Here is a 15304-nt window from a genome sequence, read left to right on the forward strand (position 1 = left end):
ACGGTTTGAGAGTTGGTTGCGACTGACTGATTAGGAGTCAGGTGGTTTTTCCGTAGGAACAGGTGTGAACCGCGTGGATGCGCAATAGCAATGCAACCAGCGGTTCACACGCTGACGATGTATTGGTGGAACCTCCTCAAGTAGCTGCGACAGCTCTATGGCTCCAATACGTCGCAATGCACGAACATCCACGTGCCAAAGCGCTTCTGCTTCACGAATTAGTCGTGCCCACGTCCGCACCTGTTGCCAGTGGCGTAGTCGTGAACGAAGCGGTCGTTGCTGGTGGTGCAAAAAGCAGGTCATCAATTCAGACTGCTCGCGCTGGATTCACTCGCTGCAAAACAACCCAGTCACTTCAGAGTGATGAAGCAAATGCGCAGTATCAGATTTTGCTTTCTCCGTTCTCCATCTCGACAGGAACAACAGCAAAAGAGAGGTTCTGTCTTTCCCGATTACTGAGACGGCGAGTCCAAGCCCCCTTAATGGGATCGTTCCAGCGAAAGCCTGCTTCACGGGCGAGGTGGCGTTGGCCATATGGCACATGAGCCCGCATTAACTGACGCGGCTCAAGTCCTTGCAATAATGCTTGTTCTAGATCATCACAACGAGCAAATACTTCCGCCAGGTAAATACAGTCGGTTAAAGCTCGATGAGTGGCCCAAACCGGCACGCCATAGGCCAACGCGAGATCACGTACCGAAGGCCGAGGGCGAAGCTGCCGGTCGGCCGGCCAGCTTATGTCTTCCATTGAACACAACCAGGGTTGTGTCGTCAGCGGTAACCTCCCTCTACCAAACCATTGACGGTCGAAAGCGGCGTTATGCGCCACTAAGACATCAGCGGCATCCAAGAGGCTTTGAAACCAAGTGAGTGCCTTCTTCCAAGGTTGAGGTCGCCGGGTCACCGCAGCTGGAATGCGATTGATCTGTTCTGCTGCGTTGGTCTGAACCGGCAGTAAAAACGATTGTTGGGCCAGAACAACTCGGGAACCAACATCAAATAAAATTGCACCCACCTCCAGACAAGCATGGCTTTCGGGATCTAAACCAGTGGTTTCCGTATCTATGATTAGCAGCGTGGAAGGTGCTTCTGCCCGCGAGGAGGGAGGTTGCTGCCAAGTCTCAACATGACACTGTTCTAGTAACGTTGTCGTACCGTGTAATCCACCTAGTAGGTCGAGCTGATCAGCCATCACAAAAAGGCAGTCCAGACGTTGATTTTCACGCCCAGTACAAGACGAAAGCCATCTATGGTCAGTTTTCAATGCATAAATAACAATGAGGTTTGGAATCGGCGATCATCTACCAAACTTCAGTCTTGGAGACCAAAACGGAAACCAACAGTCAACGTCTTCATTACAAGGTCATTGGCTTGTGCTGTTCTTTTATCCCAAAGACGAAACTCCAGGCTGCACCGCCGAAGTCTGTAGCTTCAGGGACAATAAAGACGTGTTTAAAGGGCTTAATGCTAAGATTTGGGGGGTGAGTGGCGACGACGCGATTAGTCATCGTCGCTTTGCTGATCGCCATAAGGTGCCGTTTCCACTGCTTTGCGATCGCAACAACAGTTTGCGTCGGCAAATGGGGGTAGCCAAGGGACTTGGTTTTTTGCTGCCAGGGCGTGTTACGTACGTAGTTGATCCAACATTAGTGATTCGCCACATTTTCAGTAACTTATTAGATGGTCCTGCCCACGTTCGCGAGGCCGAGCGTGTTCTCAAGGCCCTACAGCTCTGAACAATGCAAGGTTGGCGTCAGCGTGGCAGTATTTGGCAACTTAGACCAAGTTGGCCTAAGGGTTTAGTGGAGTTTATTGGCGGCACTTATCTCGCGGCCACTCCGCAGGTAAGCTACAAGAGGCTACTAGAGAACCTTTGTGAGGCGGACCTTGCTATTCACGCTTGGACTTATATTCCTGGCTTAGACCATCAAGGTCAGGCCCGTGATGCTTGGATGGCCTTCCGCCAGTCTCGACGTCAGTTGGAGGACCGCAGTGGAACACTTCTCTCTCCGCTGCGATTAGGTCATAGCCTGGGGTGTAAGCTTCACCTCCTCGCCCCGGACGGGGGCCGTGGCGATCACGGGCTGGTGGCCCTCAGCTTCAACAACTTCCAAGCAGATCAGTCGATCCCCCTCCTGAAAGAAATTGCTCCGAGATTGGGGATCAAAACCGAATTCAGTCCTGGCCCACAAGAGACACTGCGACTCATCGCTCGCTCCTATGTACAGGAGCGAAATCTTGTAGTGAGTTTTGGTCGCGATGAGCTTGATCAGAGCGATGACCTACTCCAAGCACTGAGGCAACGCGCCAGGGATAGTACCGAATTCCTGCGGTTACCGGGTGATCACCTCACTCCAGCAAGCGCTGGATTACGACGGAATTTGTTGGGAGCCTGGGCGGACGACCCAAAGCGTGTTTCGATCATAAATCGACTCACCCAAATTATTTGCCAGTGGGCTAGTTGAACAGGATTGCTTTAGACCCGAAGACGATCAATAACAGATTGATCCTCGAGTGTGCTGATATCTCCCGTCATTTCTGCACCGGCCGCCGTAGCACGAAGAACCCACCGCATGATTTTTCCACTGTGAGTCTTAGGTAACGCATCACTAAAGCGGATCTCATCAGGGCAAGCAATCGGGCCGACCAGCGTACAAGTGGAGCGTCACTCCAATCGAGAACACTATGGAATGGCTCAAACCAGTGCAGTTCATTACGCGCCACCTCTCCCCAAAAGCTATCAGGATCTGATTTAGCCGCTTCAGCCATACTCAGATAGGCTTCGAGGCTACCGATGCGTGCATTGGCGGAGAAACTGGCCGATGGTTCGAACAAACGCTGCTTCTGAAGCGTGCTCTCAATAGATATGCTGGTGTCTATCGCTGGAGGCTAAACGAAGCGCTCATGACTTCAGAGTAAGCAGCAAGTCCAGTCTTCTCCTAGTTGCTTATCAATCTACCGAACGCAGATGAAACGCTTGACTAGAAAATCTGCACTACCCATGTAGGGATGACGCAACTCCCGACTGCTTGCCTGTTTGATTTAGATGGGCTTCTGCTCGATACCGAGTCTATTCACAGCACTGGCTGGAGTAAGGCTGCCGCTCATTTCGGAACAGAGCTGAATGAAGCGCAACTATTAAAGCTCAAGGGCCGACGTCGCATCGATTGTGCTGGTCAGGTGGACTCTTGGCTTCCCACCCCTGTAGGAATCGATGCTCTTCTGGCGGTGCAACAACCGATTGTTCGGGTTCTGCTACCCGAGGCTTCGGCCATGCCCATGGCCGAAGATTTAGTTAGACACTGCTGTGATCACAACATCAAGACTGCTCTGGTTACTAGCAGTAGCCGTGAGGCAGTGAATTTCAAAACGGCCCATCACCCATGGATTGAATTCATTCAGGAGCGGATCTACGGTGATGATCCGAACCTAATGGCGGGTAAACCCGATCCATCGCCCTACTTGCTTGCAGCGCAGCGATTGAAAGTTGAGCCATCCAATTGTTGGGCTCTCGAAGATTCGGCAGCTGGAACGGCTTCGGCCCTTGCAGCAGGATGCCGGGTGTGGGTGTTATCGCCGGAGAGAAACAAAAATCGCCTACCCTTATCTAATAATCCTTGCCGCGTTCAAAGTTTAAAAATCGTTCTCAACCAGCTCCTCAGTATAAGCGGCTGAGTACAAAATCTGGAAGTTCTAACAGAGCCCTTTTGCAAAGAGAATCTTCCATCCACTCGATCGATTTGCGTGACTCGTCGGCAAATTGTTCTGCCAAATCTCGGGTCCGAGGGATGGCTTGAGATGAGCGCACTATGTCTAGTGCACACTCCAAATCTCCACTTTCACTGAACTCACGATCAATTAAACAACTCAGAGAAGGGTTTTCCTCCAAAGCGTAGAACGTAGGCGCCGTTAGGTAACCAGTAGCTAGATCACTAGCGGCAGGTTTGCCGAGTTGCTGATCGTTGCCGGTAAAATCCAGAATGTCGTCTACTACTTGAAACGCTAAACCAAGTTGACGACCAAATCGGTAGAGCAAACCAAGCTTTTGTGGACTACATCCACTTAGAACGCCTACTGCCCTCGAACTGTTAGCGATCAATGAAGCTGTTTTGCAATAACTTTTTTCTAAGTAGGTATCAAAGCTTTGTGATGTATCGAAGCGATAGAGGCCCTGCTTCACTTCGCCATCAGCAAGATCCATGATTACGCGACTAAGTAATTTGACAACATCGAGGTCGTCAAGGTTGGCTAAATGCCAGCTGGCCTGCGCAAAGAGGAAATCCCCAGCGAGAACGGCTACTCTCGCATCGAAGCGACTGTGAACGGTATCCACTCCACGTCGGGTAGAGGCTTCATCCACGACATCGTCGTGAACCAAGGAAGCTGTATGAATCATCTCTGTGATCTCTGCTAAGCGTCGATGACGAGGAGTGAGTTCTCCGTCGCTAGCTAGTGCCTTGGAGATCAGCAAAACAATGCCGGGACGCAAACGTTTGCCACCCGCGCTGAATAAGTGCTCTGCAGCAGCCTGAAGAATTGGGTGACCTGCACCAATCAGTTTGCGCAGATCGCTGAGCAAAGTCTCGAGATCGGTCTCAACCGGTTGCAGCAGCTCGGTGACGGTGGTCATGAAACCCTTCGGCGCCGCGATCCTAGTGGCCATAACCGCAGGATTGCAGCACCTCCAGCTTTACGAAAGGACGTTCCCCAAGCCAACGGGTTGCTCGCGTTGCAAAACCTTCGGGATCAGCCGTGACGCAGAAACAGCAATCCTCCAGATGAAGTTGCTCCCCGTGCGAAACCTTTGGAGTTCCAAGAACAGCATCCAGCTGACGCGCAACACCGACTGCAGGGTCAATTAGCTGGACTGAGGTAGGCAACAATTGGCGTAACAAGGGAATCAAAAGCGGGTAATGGGTACAGCCCAACACGATTGACTCGACAGAGGCTCGCAAGAGAGGCTCTAAATATTTTTGTGCTACCCGGCGTAGATAGTCGCTGTCAAGATCACCCGACTCAATCAGTGGCACGAAGTCGGGGCACGCTTGTTCAATAACGATAGTTCCAGGGTGCAAAGCTTCAATGCTGGAGCGATAGGCTTCAGACGCGACGGTAGCGCTAGTAGACAGAACGCCAACACGATTGGTTTTAACCATGGCAGCAGCAGCAGCAATCAACCCAATGACCGGACCCCCTGCTTGACCTTCCGCCACATCACGTGCCAAAGCGTTTGTGGTGTTGCAAGCCATTACCATCGTGGAAACTTGCTGATTCCGCAACCAGGACACCACCTCTGCAGCGATCAGCCGGATCTCGGAGGGAGCTTTATTACCGTACGGAACCCGGGCCGTATCCCCCAAATAGATACAACGCACCGCACCATGACGCTCTAATACTTGGCGAAGCACAGTAAGTCCACCGATACCACTATCGAACAAACCCAGCAGCGGTGTCATTGCACCTCCCGCTTGAGGTAATTGAGGATGCCAGCCGCCAAAGCTAATGCAAGACGGCGACGGTGACCAACCTGCGCAAGACGCGGCGCGTCGATCGCACCAGTTACGAAACCTATTTCAACTAACACTGAAGGCATAGTCGTTCGCCGAATCACAAAGAACCGGCCACGGCGTACGCCGCGGTTCGGAGTGCCAGGTGATACATTCAATATTTGTTGTTGTATGTAAGACGCCAAACGCTCGGATCGAGAATCAGAGTAGAAGAAAGTCTCAATTCCATTCACGTCTGGTCTGTGCATACTTAAAGCATTGGCATGTATACTGACAAATGCAGTTGCTCCTGATCGGTTGGCGAAGGAGACTCGGGGTGGCAAATCCACATCGATCTCACTAGTTCGTGTTAGCCTCACATCAACACCGCGAGCACGCAGCAGAGCCGCGACCTGTAAAGACACATCGAGCACAACATCAGTTTCACGCAATCCTCCGATGCCAACGGCCCCAGGATCAGGGCCACCGTGGCCTGGATCTATCACTACGCGGTACCGATTGTTGGGAATCGTCGGAAGACCAGAGGGGTCAGCAGGCGTTGAGGATGGCTTAAATCTATTGGGAGCCTGCCAAGCAATTGCGCCACCCGTCAGATCTCCTTCGCCTACCTCATTGAGACCACGAGTTGGCAGTCCGATGAACGCCATTTCCCACCGATCTGGCGCAGTGCCTCGTAACCGCAAATTCTCGGGATTTAATTCTACGTCAGATCGGAACTCAACCACTAGCCGAGTGATGCCGGCACGAGGCTGCCCGATTCGAATCTCCTTGACAGCGCCTCGACCGACTAGACGACGGGGAAATTTCAATTCGCCAGGAAAGTCGATCCATACTCGAATTCCGCGGTTTGCATCAGCAACCTGAAAAAATGCTTGAAGCTGGGCATTGCGACTGGTACGAAGTTGCAGCACGCCTTGGTCGGTCAGAACCCAAGCAGATAATGCACTCTCTATTTGGGCTGGTATGGCAGGCAAAAGACCCAGAACCTGCAGCGTGGCAATCAGAAGCCAGGAGATCCGGTAAGAGGACGCTGCAAGTATCACGCTCAGAAAAGAGCGGGCTTGCGGTGAAGTAGGCTTGGCATTTGGTTTCGCACGCGGCCAAGATGGTCTGTATTAACCGGGGCAATAGCAGCGCCGGCCTGAACGCCCGCATCTGCCAAAACTATTCCCCAAGGATCGATGACCATTGCGTGGCCGTGGGTCTGTCGACGTCCGTAATGAACCCCAGTTTGAGCTGGAGCAAGCACATAAGCCGTGTTTTCAATCGCTCGAGCCTTGAGTAATACATCCCAATGGTCTTTACCCGTAAATGCTGTGAATGCGGCGGGAATCATTAATAGGTCAGCCCCAGATGCAACGAGGTGGCGATATAGCTCGGGAAAGCGCACGTCGTAGCAGATAGATAGTCCCACCCGACACAATCCAGGGATCTCTACCACCGGTGGCAAATTTTGACCAGGCCGAATCGTTGCCGATTCCCGGTAGGTGTTGCCGTCGGGAAGATCAACGTCAAAAAGATGGATCTTGTCATACTGAGCTAGTAACTGACCGTCACGATCCACTAACTCAGAGCGGTTAAGTGCTTGAGTGCCTCCTTCAATGGAGGCGGGGAATCCACCACCCAGCAGAGCTACTTGATAACGCCTAGCCATCGTCACCAAAAAACGACTGCACTGTTGAGACAGTGTTGGAGCAAGCTTCAGGCGACCGGAGTCGTCACCCATGAAGGCGAAGTTCTCTGGTAAACCGATTAATTCAGCGCCGCGCCGCGCCGCCAAATCAATCTGTTCTTCAGCAGCGTTGAAATTTAACTCCGGTTCCTGGCCACTCGTGAGCTGGATAGCGGCGGCCAGAAAGTCCTTCACGTGATTTAGGCAGCGGTTGTTTTCGGGACTTTACGAGCGGCTATGCAGACTTGAGCACACCAGGTTCACCCTGTGTAGGAACCGTGCTCAACCGGTCAATATTGGCGCAGCAGCGAAAGTCGGCATCGTGATTTCCGAGGCGAATAAGGCGTTGCCCATGTGTAGCAGCGCGAAGACAAGATTCAGGATCATGCATCCATTGCTGCCAAAGAGCTAAAGCAGCCTTGGCCTCATCGTTTGTTAAGACGTTTAAAGTTGAGTCGAGCTCTACAAGTCGGTAAACCAAAGCTCCCGCCGCCAATGAATCTTCAAGGGAATAAGAACCTTCCCAGCCGCTGCCAACAATAGCGAGGGTTTCTGGTTTGTGCTGGTGCAAACGCTGGACTACTGCCTCACGGTTTGGCAATGATGACGTGAGCAGTAACGGTACGTCGCGAACGCGATTCAATGCACGAGTCCCGTTTGTGGTACTCATGAACAACCTTTTCCCAGCGACGATCTGAGGAACAACAGCCACTGGCGAATTACCCAGATCAAACCCCTCTAATTTTTCACCACCCCTCTCTCCAATGAGTAAACGCGAGGATTTGGGCCAGGCAGCAGCAGCAGTATGGAGATCGTTCAAGTCGGCAAATGCCTGCACGGCCTCAGCACCGTTGTGCAGGGCCCAGGCAATGGTGGTAGTAGCGCGCAGAACATCGATCACCGCAGCTGCGCTGGGGTGTAGACTCTGCGGCATCTCAGCAGGCGTGTGGAAATAAAAGATCTGCATGGTGACGTTGTTGGTCAACGTGCGACACAGTATCGAGATCGACTGCGCCGCATCTAATTTTCCATGGTCCTATTCCAGTCCAATCCAGCGACGCGTGATTTAAGGGCATTTCTTAAGTTGTTGTCGGAGCGTGGCCAGCTGAAACGAATTACGGCACCAGTTGATCCTGACTTAGAACTGGCAGCAATCGCTGATAGGGTTTTAGCCCAAGGGGGACCAGCGCTACTTTGTGAAAATGTTATCGGTTCTTCAATGCCGGTAGCTGTAAACACGCTCGGTACTGTTGAACGGGTGGTGTGGAGCATGGGCCTAGAGCACGCGGAACAACTCGAACAATTAGGCTCACGTCTTGCTCTGCTGCAACAGCCACGGCCACCAAAAGATCTGAGCGAGACCAAGCAACTTGCCCGAGTTTTCTGGGATTTAATCAAAGCCAAACCCGATAGAGATCTCGTACCACCCTGTCGTCAGCAAATATTTTATGATGATCAGGTCAATCTTGATTTAATTCCGTTAATTCGCCCTTGGCCCAGCGATGCCGGTGGAATAATCACACTGGGCTTGGTCATTACCAAGGATCCCGAAACCAGCGTTCCCAACGTTGGCGTCTATCGCTTGCAGAAGCAGTCGTCTAACACGATGACTGTGCACTGGCTAAGCGTGCGAGGAGGAGCGCGTCATCTCCGCAAAGCCGCAGCATTAGGAAAAAATTTAGAGGTTGCCGTCGCAATCGGGGTTCACCCTCTGCTGGTAATGGCCGCTGCCACTCCAATTCCTGTGCAACTGAGCGAGTGGCTCTTCGCTGGAATCTATGCAGGTGAGGGGGTGCGATTAACTCCTTGCAAAACCATCAATTTGCAAGTCCCCAGTCATAGCGAGGTTGTGCTTGAAGGGACTATTACCCCAGGAGAAGTTTTGCCGGATGGTCCTTTCGGAGATCATATGGGCTTTTACGGCGGCATAGAAAACTCGCCTCTAATAAGGTTCCACTGTATGACACAGCGTCGCAAACCTATTTTCCTTACCACTTTCAGTGGCCGACCACCCAAAGAAGAAGCGATGCTTGCCATAGCACTGAACAGGATCTACACACCGATTTTGCGGCAGCAGATTCCTGAAATCACCGATTTTTTTCTACCGATGGAGGCACTCAGTTATAAGCTGGCAGTGATTTCTATCGATAAAGCATACCCAGGTCAGGCCAGGCGTGCAGCGATGGCCTTTTGGAGTGCTTTACCCCAGTTTACATATACAAAGTTTGTGGTAGTGGTAGACAGACAGATCAATGTGCGTGATCCTCGCCAGGTGGTGTGGGCTCTTGCGGCCCAGGTGGATCCCCAGCGAGATCTATTTATACTTGAGAATACCCCGCTAGATAGCCTCGATTTCGCAAGCGAGCAACTTGGCCTTGGCGGTCGGCTTGCCATTGATGCCACTACGAAAATAGGACCTGAAAGAAACCATAAATGGGGTGAACCTCTTAGTCGTCCTGCAGAGCTAGAACAAAATGTTATTGATCGCTGGTCTGAGTTGGGATTAGATGATCTCGACAATAGAAAACCGGACCCCAGTTTATTCGGCTATGCCCTGGATCGGCTTATGCAAGGCATGAAGAGTGAACAACTAAATTAAAATTTTGGAAAACCGATATTCAAGTCTTGAGTGCGACCGGCAACTCGATCCCGTCCCGAAATCTCAAAGCTGGAGGCTCATTCCAAGGACACATCAAAGTTCCTGGTGACAAGTCGATTTCACACCGATCTCTTATGTTCGGTGCCATCTCTGAAGGAACAACCACGATTGAAGGACTGTTACCGGCGGCGGACCCTATCAGTACTGCTGTCTCCCTGAGAGCGATGGGGGTCAAGGTTAGTCCAATTGAAACCGGGCAAATCGTCACAGTTGAAGGAGTGGGTCTCGATGGGCTGCAAGAACCGAAGCAAATTCTTGATTGTGGTAACTCTGGCACTACGATGAGACTAATGCTGGGGTTACTGGCAGGTCGCGAGAGGCGGCATTTTGTTTTGGATGGTGATACCTCCCTTCGCCATCGTCCGATGCGTAGGGTTGGTCAGCCTTTGTCATTAATGGGGGCCGATGTTCGAGGTCGCGACCATGGCAATATGGCCCCCCTCGCTGTGCAGGGAAGAACACTACACGGAACTGTTGTCAGGACGCCTGTCGCAAGCGCACAGGTAAAATCAGCAATCTTGCTCGCAGCGCTTACAGCTAATGACGTAACCACCGTTATTGAACCATCACAGTCCCGTGACCACAGCGAGCGCATGTTAAGGGCTTTCGGCGCCGATCTACATCTACAGGTGGGCGAAGAAATGAGTCGTCATATCAGCGTGCATCCAGGGACGATATTGCGTGGCCAGAATGTAGTGGTGCCAGGAGACATTAGTTCTGCAGCCTTCTGGCTGGTGGCCGGAGCTCTCGCACCCGGATCAGATCTCACCATTGAGAACGTTGGCCTAAACCCTACCAGAACTGGAATTCTCGACATCTTGGATCAAATGGGCGCCAAGATCGACGTGCTAAATCTCCGTAATGTGACTGGAGAACCCATGGGCGATCTGCACGTGCAGGCGGGATCACTCCAACCTTTCGATTTTGGCGGAGAGATTATGCCTCGCCTTGTAGACGAAGTGCCAATCTTAAGCGTCGCAGCTTGTTTTTGTGATGGAGAGAGCCATATACGTGGAGCCGCTGAGCTGCGGGTTAAAGAAACCGACCGATTGGCCGTGATGACCCGCCAACTGAGAGCAATGGGGGCTAACATCGAAGAGAGAGAAGATGGTATGACCATCTACGGAGGGCGACCGTTGAGCGGAGCCTTGCTTGATAGTGAAAGCGATCACCGCGTAGCGATGAGCCTAGCTGTAGCCGCTGCCTTGGCCAATGGTGAGTCAACACTTAACCGAAGCGGGATCACCGCTATATCCTATCCTACCTTTTGGGACGACTTCGATCGATTACACTGCTGAATGATAAAGGGTAAAGTAAGAGCAATCTACGTTATACCCTACCTTTGTAACTTTAAAACAAAGAATAGAAGCTTCGCTCTGCTGTCTAAAAGCATCTTTTACGAAAGCCGGTGGATCACTGCTATTGGCTTACTGGGTTGGCCTTGGGCACAGCGGAATGCCACCAAAGGGATTTCTCGGTCAATCTGAACACCTGGCTTGACTAAGAGAAATTGGAATCAGTACAGTTATTCTCTGGTAATTGCTTCTCGACAATTCGACTTTAAAAAAATCATCTGATTTCGCACTTATGATGCAAACTAATATAATCCAAAGACCATGAAGGCTATAGCTAGCACCAAGGAGTCAAAGCTTTCGAATTTGAAGCAAGGTCCGCTAAAGCCAAAGAATAATCCTTAGTGTTATGTGGTTTATATGTATGAAATTTTTCTTCCCATACGGTCTCTTCAAATTCTGGCTTGAAGAATTTTAGCCACCTTAGCTCAACCGATGATAGAGGATTGACTATTTACAGTTTATCTAGACGCAGTGCAAGGTAATTTAAATGAAGTAAGGGCCATGCCAAACGCCATTACTCTATAGGATGGAGAGATCTAAACGGCGATAACTACCGACAATCAAGCAAAGGATTTGCTTGCCCTAGAAATAACTTCATTTATGCATAACAGTGAAATCACGATATCATAAGAGACATCAATCAAGAATAAATATTTAAAGTATGCGTTATAAAAGTAAATTAGCTATGATCAGTGAGTGAATTTTATAAATAATTTACCATTAAAAAGTTAGAGGTTTACAATTAATGGATCTGAATATAAAAATTTTTTAGAGTTATTTAAAATCGTCACAAAACAACTTATGCTTTATAATGTTAAAGTAAAAACAAATTTTACGTAAATTTGAATAAGCTATTAAAAATTAAGACAGATTAATAGCTAAATAACTCTAAAAAATTTTTAGCCAAAAATAAAAAATAGTAGTTAATACTTAGAATAACTAATATCACAAAAATCTCAGATATCTTAAAGATAAGATGAAAATAACCAATAATTCCTATCAAATAAAAATTAGAAGATATATGTATAATAGAAATATAGAGTTGATTTCAACGGTAAGTAAGTAACTAAAAAAGAATAAAGTCAACAAATAATCCAAGTAAAATATGTACTACTTAGTTGTAACTAAAGCTGCAAATAAGTAAATGGATAAACGTTAATCAGGAGATTAGTACAACGAGACACCAGAAAATGTATCAATTGAGATGAAATGTAGAACTGATGATTCATGTAGGAAAAGTAGTGTTAACAGCTTTGATGCGATTGACCAACTAATTCGTAGCCTCAGTAGGCACAACAATTTGTTTGTATGCAATCTTACGGAAACCCATCAGTCAGCTATGACTGGTGGGCAGGAAATTCAGGAGTTGCTAAACGGTCTGGGTTATTTATTGCTGCCCATACAGCTCACGCAGGTCTCATAATGTTTTGGGCCGGTGCATTTACCTTATTTGAGTTAGCTCGCTACGATAGTGTTCTGCCAATGGGTGAACAAGGATTAATTCTTCTACCTCACTTGGCTTCACTAGGTTTAGGTCTAGATTCGAATGCAACAATTGTAAATACAGAACCATACATTGCTATTGCAGCATTTCATTTAGTCTCTTCAGCTGTTTTAGGAGCTGCTGGAATTTGGCATACATTAAGAGCACCCAAAGATTTGTCTAAAGCCGAAGGTCGAGCAGTAAAATTTCATTTTGAGTGGGATGATCCTAAAAAACTCACATTCATCCTTGGTCATCATCTTATCTTCCTTGGGTTAGGCGTTATTGCGTTTGTTGAATGGGCACTTCATCATGGAATCTATGATACTGCAATTGGAGCCGTTCGCATAGTTGAACCCAATATTAATTTAGGAATGGTTTGGAGCTACCAAACTAATTTTCTTTCAATTAATAGCCTAGAAGATATAATGGGAGGACATGCGGTACTAGCATTCATTCTCACCATTGGAGGTGTTTGGCATATTATCTCAAGTCCATTTGGAGTATTCAAGAAAATCTTGATTTATTCCGGCGAAGCTATTCTTTCGTATTCATTGGCAGGGATTGCTTTAATGGGGTTTGTTACAAGTATTTGGTGTGCACAAAATACTACAATTTATCCTGTAGAATTTTACGGTGAAGTTCTAAAACTGAATTTTGCATTTTCTCCCTATTTTAGTGATACTGTCTCTGTTCTAAATAGTAATTACACAGCTAGAGCCTGGCTAGCTAATACACATTTTTATCTAGCATTTTTCTTTTTACAGGGTCATTTTTGGCATGCATTACGTAGCATGGGATTTAATTTCAACACTGTTTCACAAGCTTTTGAGTCAATGGATAGTACTAAGGTAACTTAAAAGATTTATTAAAGCATTTAAGTTTTACTATAATGTAAACTATTAAGAATGCTAAGCACTTATTGCTAAAGATTTAAATTTTCATTACAGTTAAACGATTTCGTACATACTAATTCTCTAATAGTAAGAACTGTAACACAAGATTATTCCTGTGTTACAGTTCTTACTATTAGAGAATTAGTATGGATACAAGAATTTTAAAGTTTTTAGATAAGTAATACATTTGCTCTCGATTATTTGTTAAAAACAATAATTGTAGTTAAATATTTTATATCTATTTTTATTTACAGTCAAAAGTTGATAATCATATCCCTTGTATTACTTAAGAATAATTATGAAATCTGAATTTACAGCAATAAATTTTGTACTCTGTTTTGCAGTAGCTTCAATCTTTATACAAGAATTTTCAATTAACTTGTTTTTCTTTAATTAAGATTAATGCATTTTAATAAATACAGTGTTTATCTTATACATAAAAATATACATAGAGTTTTCTATGTTAGATTCTAATATCTTGCACCAGATACTATGGCTCTGACTAGCTTCGAAATTGCAGTAGGTGGTGTCACGGCAATACCTGTGATTAGTGGTCTCGTTTTTTTGACTTATAAGGGTTTTTTAGAGAAAAACCTAGATATATCTAGACCAGAAACTAGAGAACCTATAGTCAATAAAAAGAAACAATAAAATTATCTATGTAAAAAAATAAACAATATTAAACAAAGATAATCAAGAATTTTATTAAAAATTTTTATAATAAAAAATCTTCAAAATTCTAAAGCTTTTTCTAACGATAAAGATAGAAAAGTAAATTTAAAATGTAAAGGTGATGAATAATTAAATAAAAGTTATAAAATAAATGACAATAATATGCATTTCTTTTAGGCATAGATAATAAATTAACAGAAACTTTAAATGATTAGTACTTTTGCAACATTTTTGTCAACTTAAGCATAATTAGTATCTATAATAATAAAAATATTTAATTTAATGAATCTTTTAAATACTGGTCTTGGATTTTTCCCATCGCTATTTGGATTTTAATCGGCATTAAAACTTATTTAAGTTGGTTAATAAATATTTTTGTCAAGAATTAAACAAAATTAATCTCCAATAAAAAATGATTGAAAAATGTGGATATGATATAGTTCCTTACTTAAAACTTGAGACCTCAAAAAGTATTTGTTTATGGATACTACAAAATACTAATAACGATGTTATGATACTACAAGTAATAATAAAGATTTTAATTATTTTTTAATCTTATTAGTGCAAGTCTTGTTTTTTACATCTGTCGCTATTTTAACTACTATAAGTAGAGCGTTATTTAGTTGTATTAGTACACTCTGAGTAATGATTTTTAACCCTTTAATATATTTTATGCAAAAATAATACACAAAATACATTACTCAAACTTTCTTTGAACAAAATGATGTATAAAATATTCTATAAAATTTTTAAATTGGTCTGCATTATAGACAACAATTATCAAGAAATTTACAGGCCCATCCACCCCTGTATTCACTAGTAGGGGTGGATGTATATGACCTGTCGATCCCATCCCAGGATGACCTTTTAATTATGCATGCAAGTTGATTCATTGAGAGTGATAAACGTTTTTAATAGAAGTAATATATGTGACAAATATTAGAATAATCTGTTTCTTGAATCTTAGTAAATAATATTGAGATAACTAGTTAAAAATATAAGAGGCTAATATCTTATTAAGACTCTATTAATAATCATATTAGAAGATTAAAATAAATGG

Annotated in this window: 14 protein-coding genes and 1 pseudogene; 6 read left to right on the top strand and 9 right to left on the bottom strand. The window is 46.1% G+C overall.

Annotation, left to right across the window (positions count from 1 at the left end):
- Positions 1-30: 30 nt before the first annotated feature.
- Both ABWV55_RS06760 and ABWV55_RS06765 read right to left on the bottom strand, forming a co-directional pair.
- On the bottom strand, positions 31-303 hold the full coding sequence (locus tag ABWV55_RS06760; RefSeq protein WP_353291356.1) for a hypothetical protein: 273 nt from the start codon (positions 301-303) through the stop codon (positions 31-33).
- A gap of 79 nt (positions 304-382) precedes the next feature.
- The gene (locus tag ABWV55_RS06765; RefSeq protein ID WP_353291357.1) at positions 383-1192 is read right to left on the bottom strand and encodes a 3'-5' exonuclease; all 810 of its coding nucleotides are present in this window, start codon (positions 1190-1192) and stop codon (positions 383-385) included.
- Positions 1193-1277: 85 nt separating this feature from the next.
- On the opposite strand from ABWV55_RS06765, the gene ABWV55_RS06770 reads away from it, so the two are divergent.
- Positions 1278-1736, top strand: coding sequence for a peroxiredoxin (locus tag ABWV55_RS06770; protein ID WP_353291358.1), 459 nt, complete (start codon positions 1278-1280; stop codon positions 1734-1736).
- 3 nt (positions 1737-1739) lie between these two features.
- The gene (locus tag ABWV55_RS06775) at positions 1740-2465 is read left to right on the top strand and encodes a DUF1350 family protein (RefSeq protein ID WP_353291359.1); all 726 of its coding nucleotides are present in this window, start codon (positions 1740-1742) and stop codon (positions 2463-2465) included.
- An 11-nt stretch (positions 2466-2476) separates the two neighbouring features.
- Here ABWV55_RS06775 and ABWV55_RS06780 read toward each other — a convergent pair whose 3' ends face one another.
- Together ABWV55_RS06780 and ABWV55_RS06785 are read right to left on the bottom strand one after the other, a co-directional pair.
- Positions 2477-2650 carry a hypothetical protein gene (locus ABWV55_RS06780; RefSeq protein WP_353292658.1) on the bottom strand — a complete coding sequence of 58 codons (174 nt, stop codon included), beginning with the start codon at positions 2648-2650 and terminating at the stop codon, positions 2477-2479.
- Positions 2647-2932, bottom strand: a pseudogene (locus ABWV55_RS06785) (acetyl-coenzyme A synthetase N-terminal domain-containing protein); the annotation flags it as partial. The pseudogene ABWV55_RS06785 and the gene ABWV55_RS06780, both read right to left, overlap by 4 nt.
- A gap of 77 nt (positions 2933-3009) precedes the next feature.
- Here ABWV55_RS06785 and ABWV55_RS06790 point away from each other — a divergent pair.
- Positions 3010-3675, top strand: a complete 666-nt coding sequence (locus ABWV55_RS06790) for an HAD family phosphatase (protein ID WP_353291360.1) — start codon at positions 3010-3012, stop codon at positions 3673-3675.
- Here ABWV55_RS06790 and sds read toward each other — a convergent pair.
- Genes sds through ABWV55_RS06815 form a run of 5 tightly spaced genes read right to left on the bottom strand, consistent with a single transcriptional unit; the run spans position 3659 to position 8146 of the window.
- Positions 3659-4630 (bottom strand): solanesyl diphosphate synthase, encoded by a 972-nt coding sequence (sds, locus tag ABWV55_RS06795; RefSeq protein ID WP_353292659.1) that lies wholly within the window; start codon positions 4628-4630, stop codon positions 3659-3661. The two genes, ABWV55_RS06790 and sds, sit on opposite strands and share 17 nt — an antisense overlap.
- A gap of 22 nt (positions 4631-4652) precedes the next feature.
- A complete protein-coding gene (gene murI, locus ABWV55_RS06800; RefSeq protein WP_353291361.1) occupies positions 4653-5456 on the bottom strand; it encodes a glutamate racemase in 804 nt (267 codons plus the stop codon).
- On the bottom strand, positions 5453-6547 hold the full coding sequence (locus ABWV55_RS06805; RefSeq protein WP_353292660.1) for an N-acetylmuramoyl-L-alanine amidase: 1095 nt from the start codon (positions 6545-6547) through the stop codon (positions 5453-5455). The genes murI and ABWV55_RS06805 overlap by 4 nt, the downstream gene beginning before the upstream one ends.
- A 5-nt stretch (positions 6548-6552) precedes the next feature.
- Positions 6553-7374: a carbon-nitrogen hydrolase family protein gene (locus tag ABWV55_RS06810; protein ID WP_353291362.1), complete on the bottom strand. Its 822-nt coding sequence runs from the start codon at positions 7372-7374 to the stop codon at positions 6553-6555.
- A 40-nt stretch (positions 7375-7414) separates the two neighbouring features.
- Complete coding sequence (locus ABWV55_RS06815; protein WP_353292661.1) at positions 7415-8146, bottom strand: 2-phosphosulfolactate phosphatase family protein; 732 nt, start codon at positions 8144-8146, stop codon at positions 7415-7417.
- 63 nt (positions 8147-8209) lie between these two features.
- Here ABWV55_RS06815 and ABWV55_RS06820 point away from each other — a divergent pair, with 63 nt between their 5' ends.
- The 3 genes from ABWV55_RS06820 (at position 8210) to ABWV55_RS06830 (ending at position 13536) form a co-directional block, all read left to right on the top strand.
- Positions 8210-9778: a UbiD family decarboxylase gene (locus ABWV55_RS06820; protein ID WP_353291363.1), complete on the top strand. Its 1569-nt coding sequence runs from the start codon at positions 8210-8212 to the stop codon at positions 9776-9778.
- A gap of 26 nt (positions 9779-9804) precedes the next feature.
- Positions 9805-11136: a 3-phosphoshikimate 1-carboxyvinyltransferase gene (aroA, locus tag ABWV55_RS06825; RefSeq protein ID WP_353291364.1), complete on the top strand. Its 1332-nt coding sequence runs from the start codon at positions 9805-9807 to the stop codon at positions 11134-11136.
- Positions 11137-12501: 1365 nt separating this feature from the next.
- On the top strand, positions 12502-13536 hold the full coding sequence (locus ABWV55_RS06830) for a chlorophyll a/b binding light-harvesting protein (RefSeq protein WP_353291365.1): 1035 nt from the start codon (positions 12502-12504) through the stop codon (positions 13534-13536).
- The last annotated feature ends 1768 nt before the right edge of the window (positions 13537-15304 follow it).

The sequence above is a fragment of the Synechococcus sp. M16CYN genome (assembly GCF_040371545.1).
Classification (GTDB): domain Bacteria; phylum Cyanobacteriota; class Cyanobacteriia; order PCC-6307; family Cyanobiaceae; genus Parasynechococcus.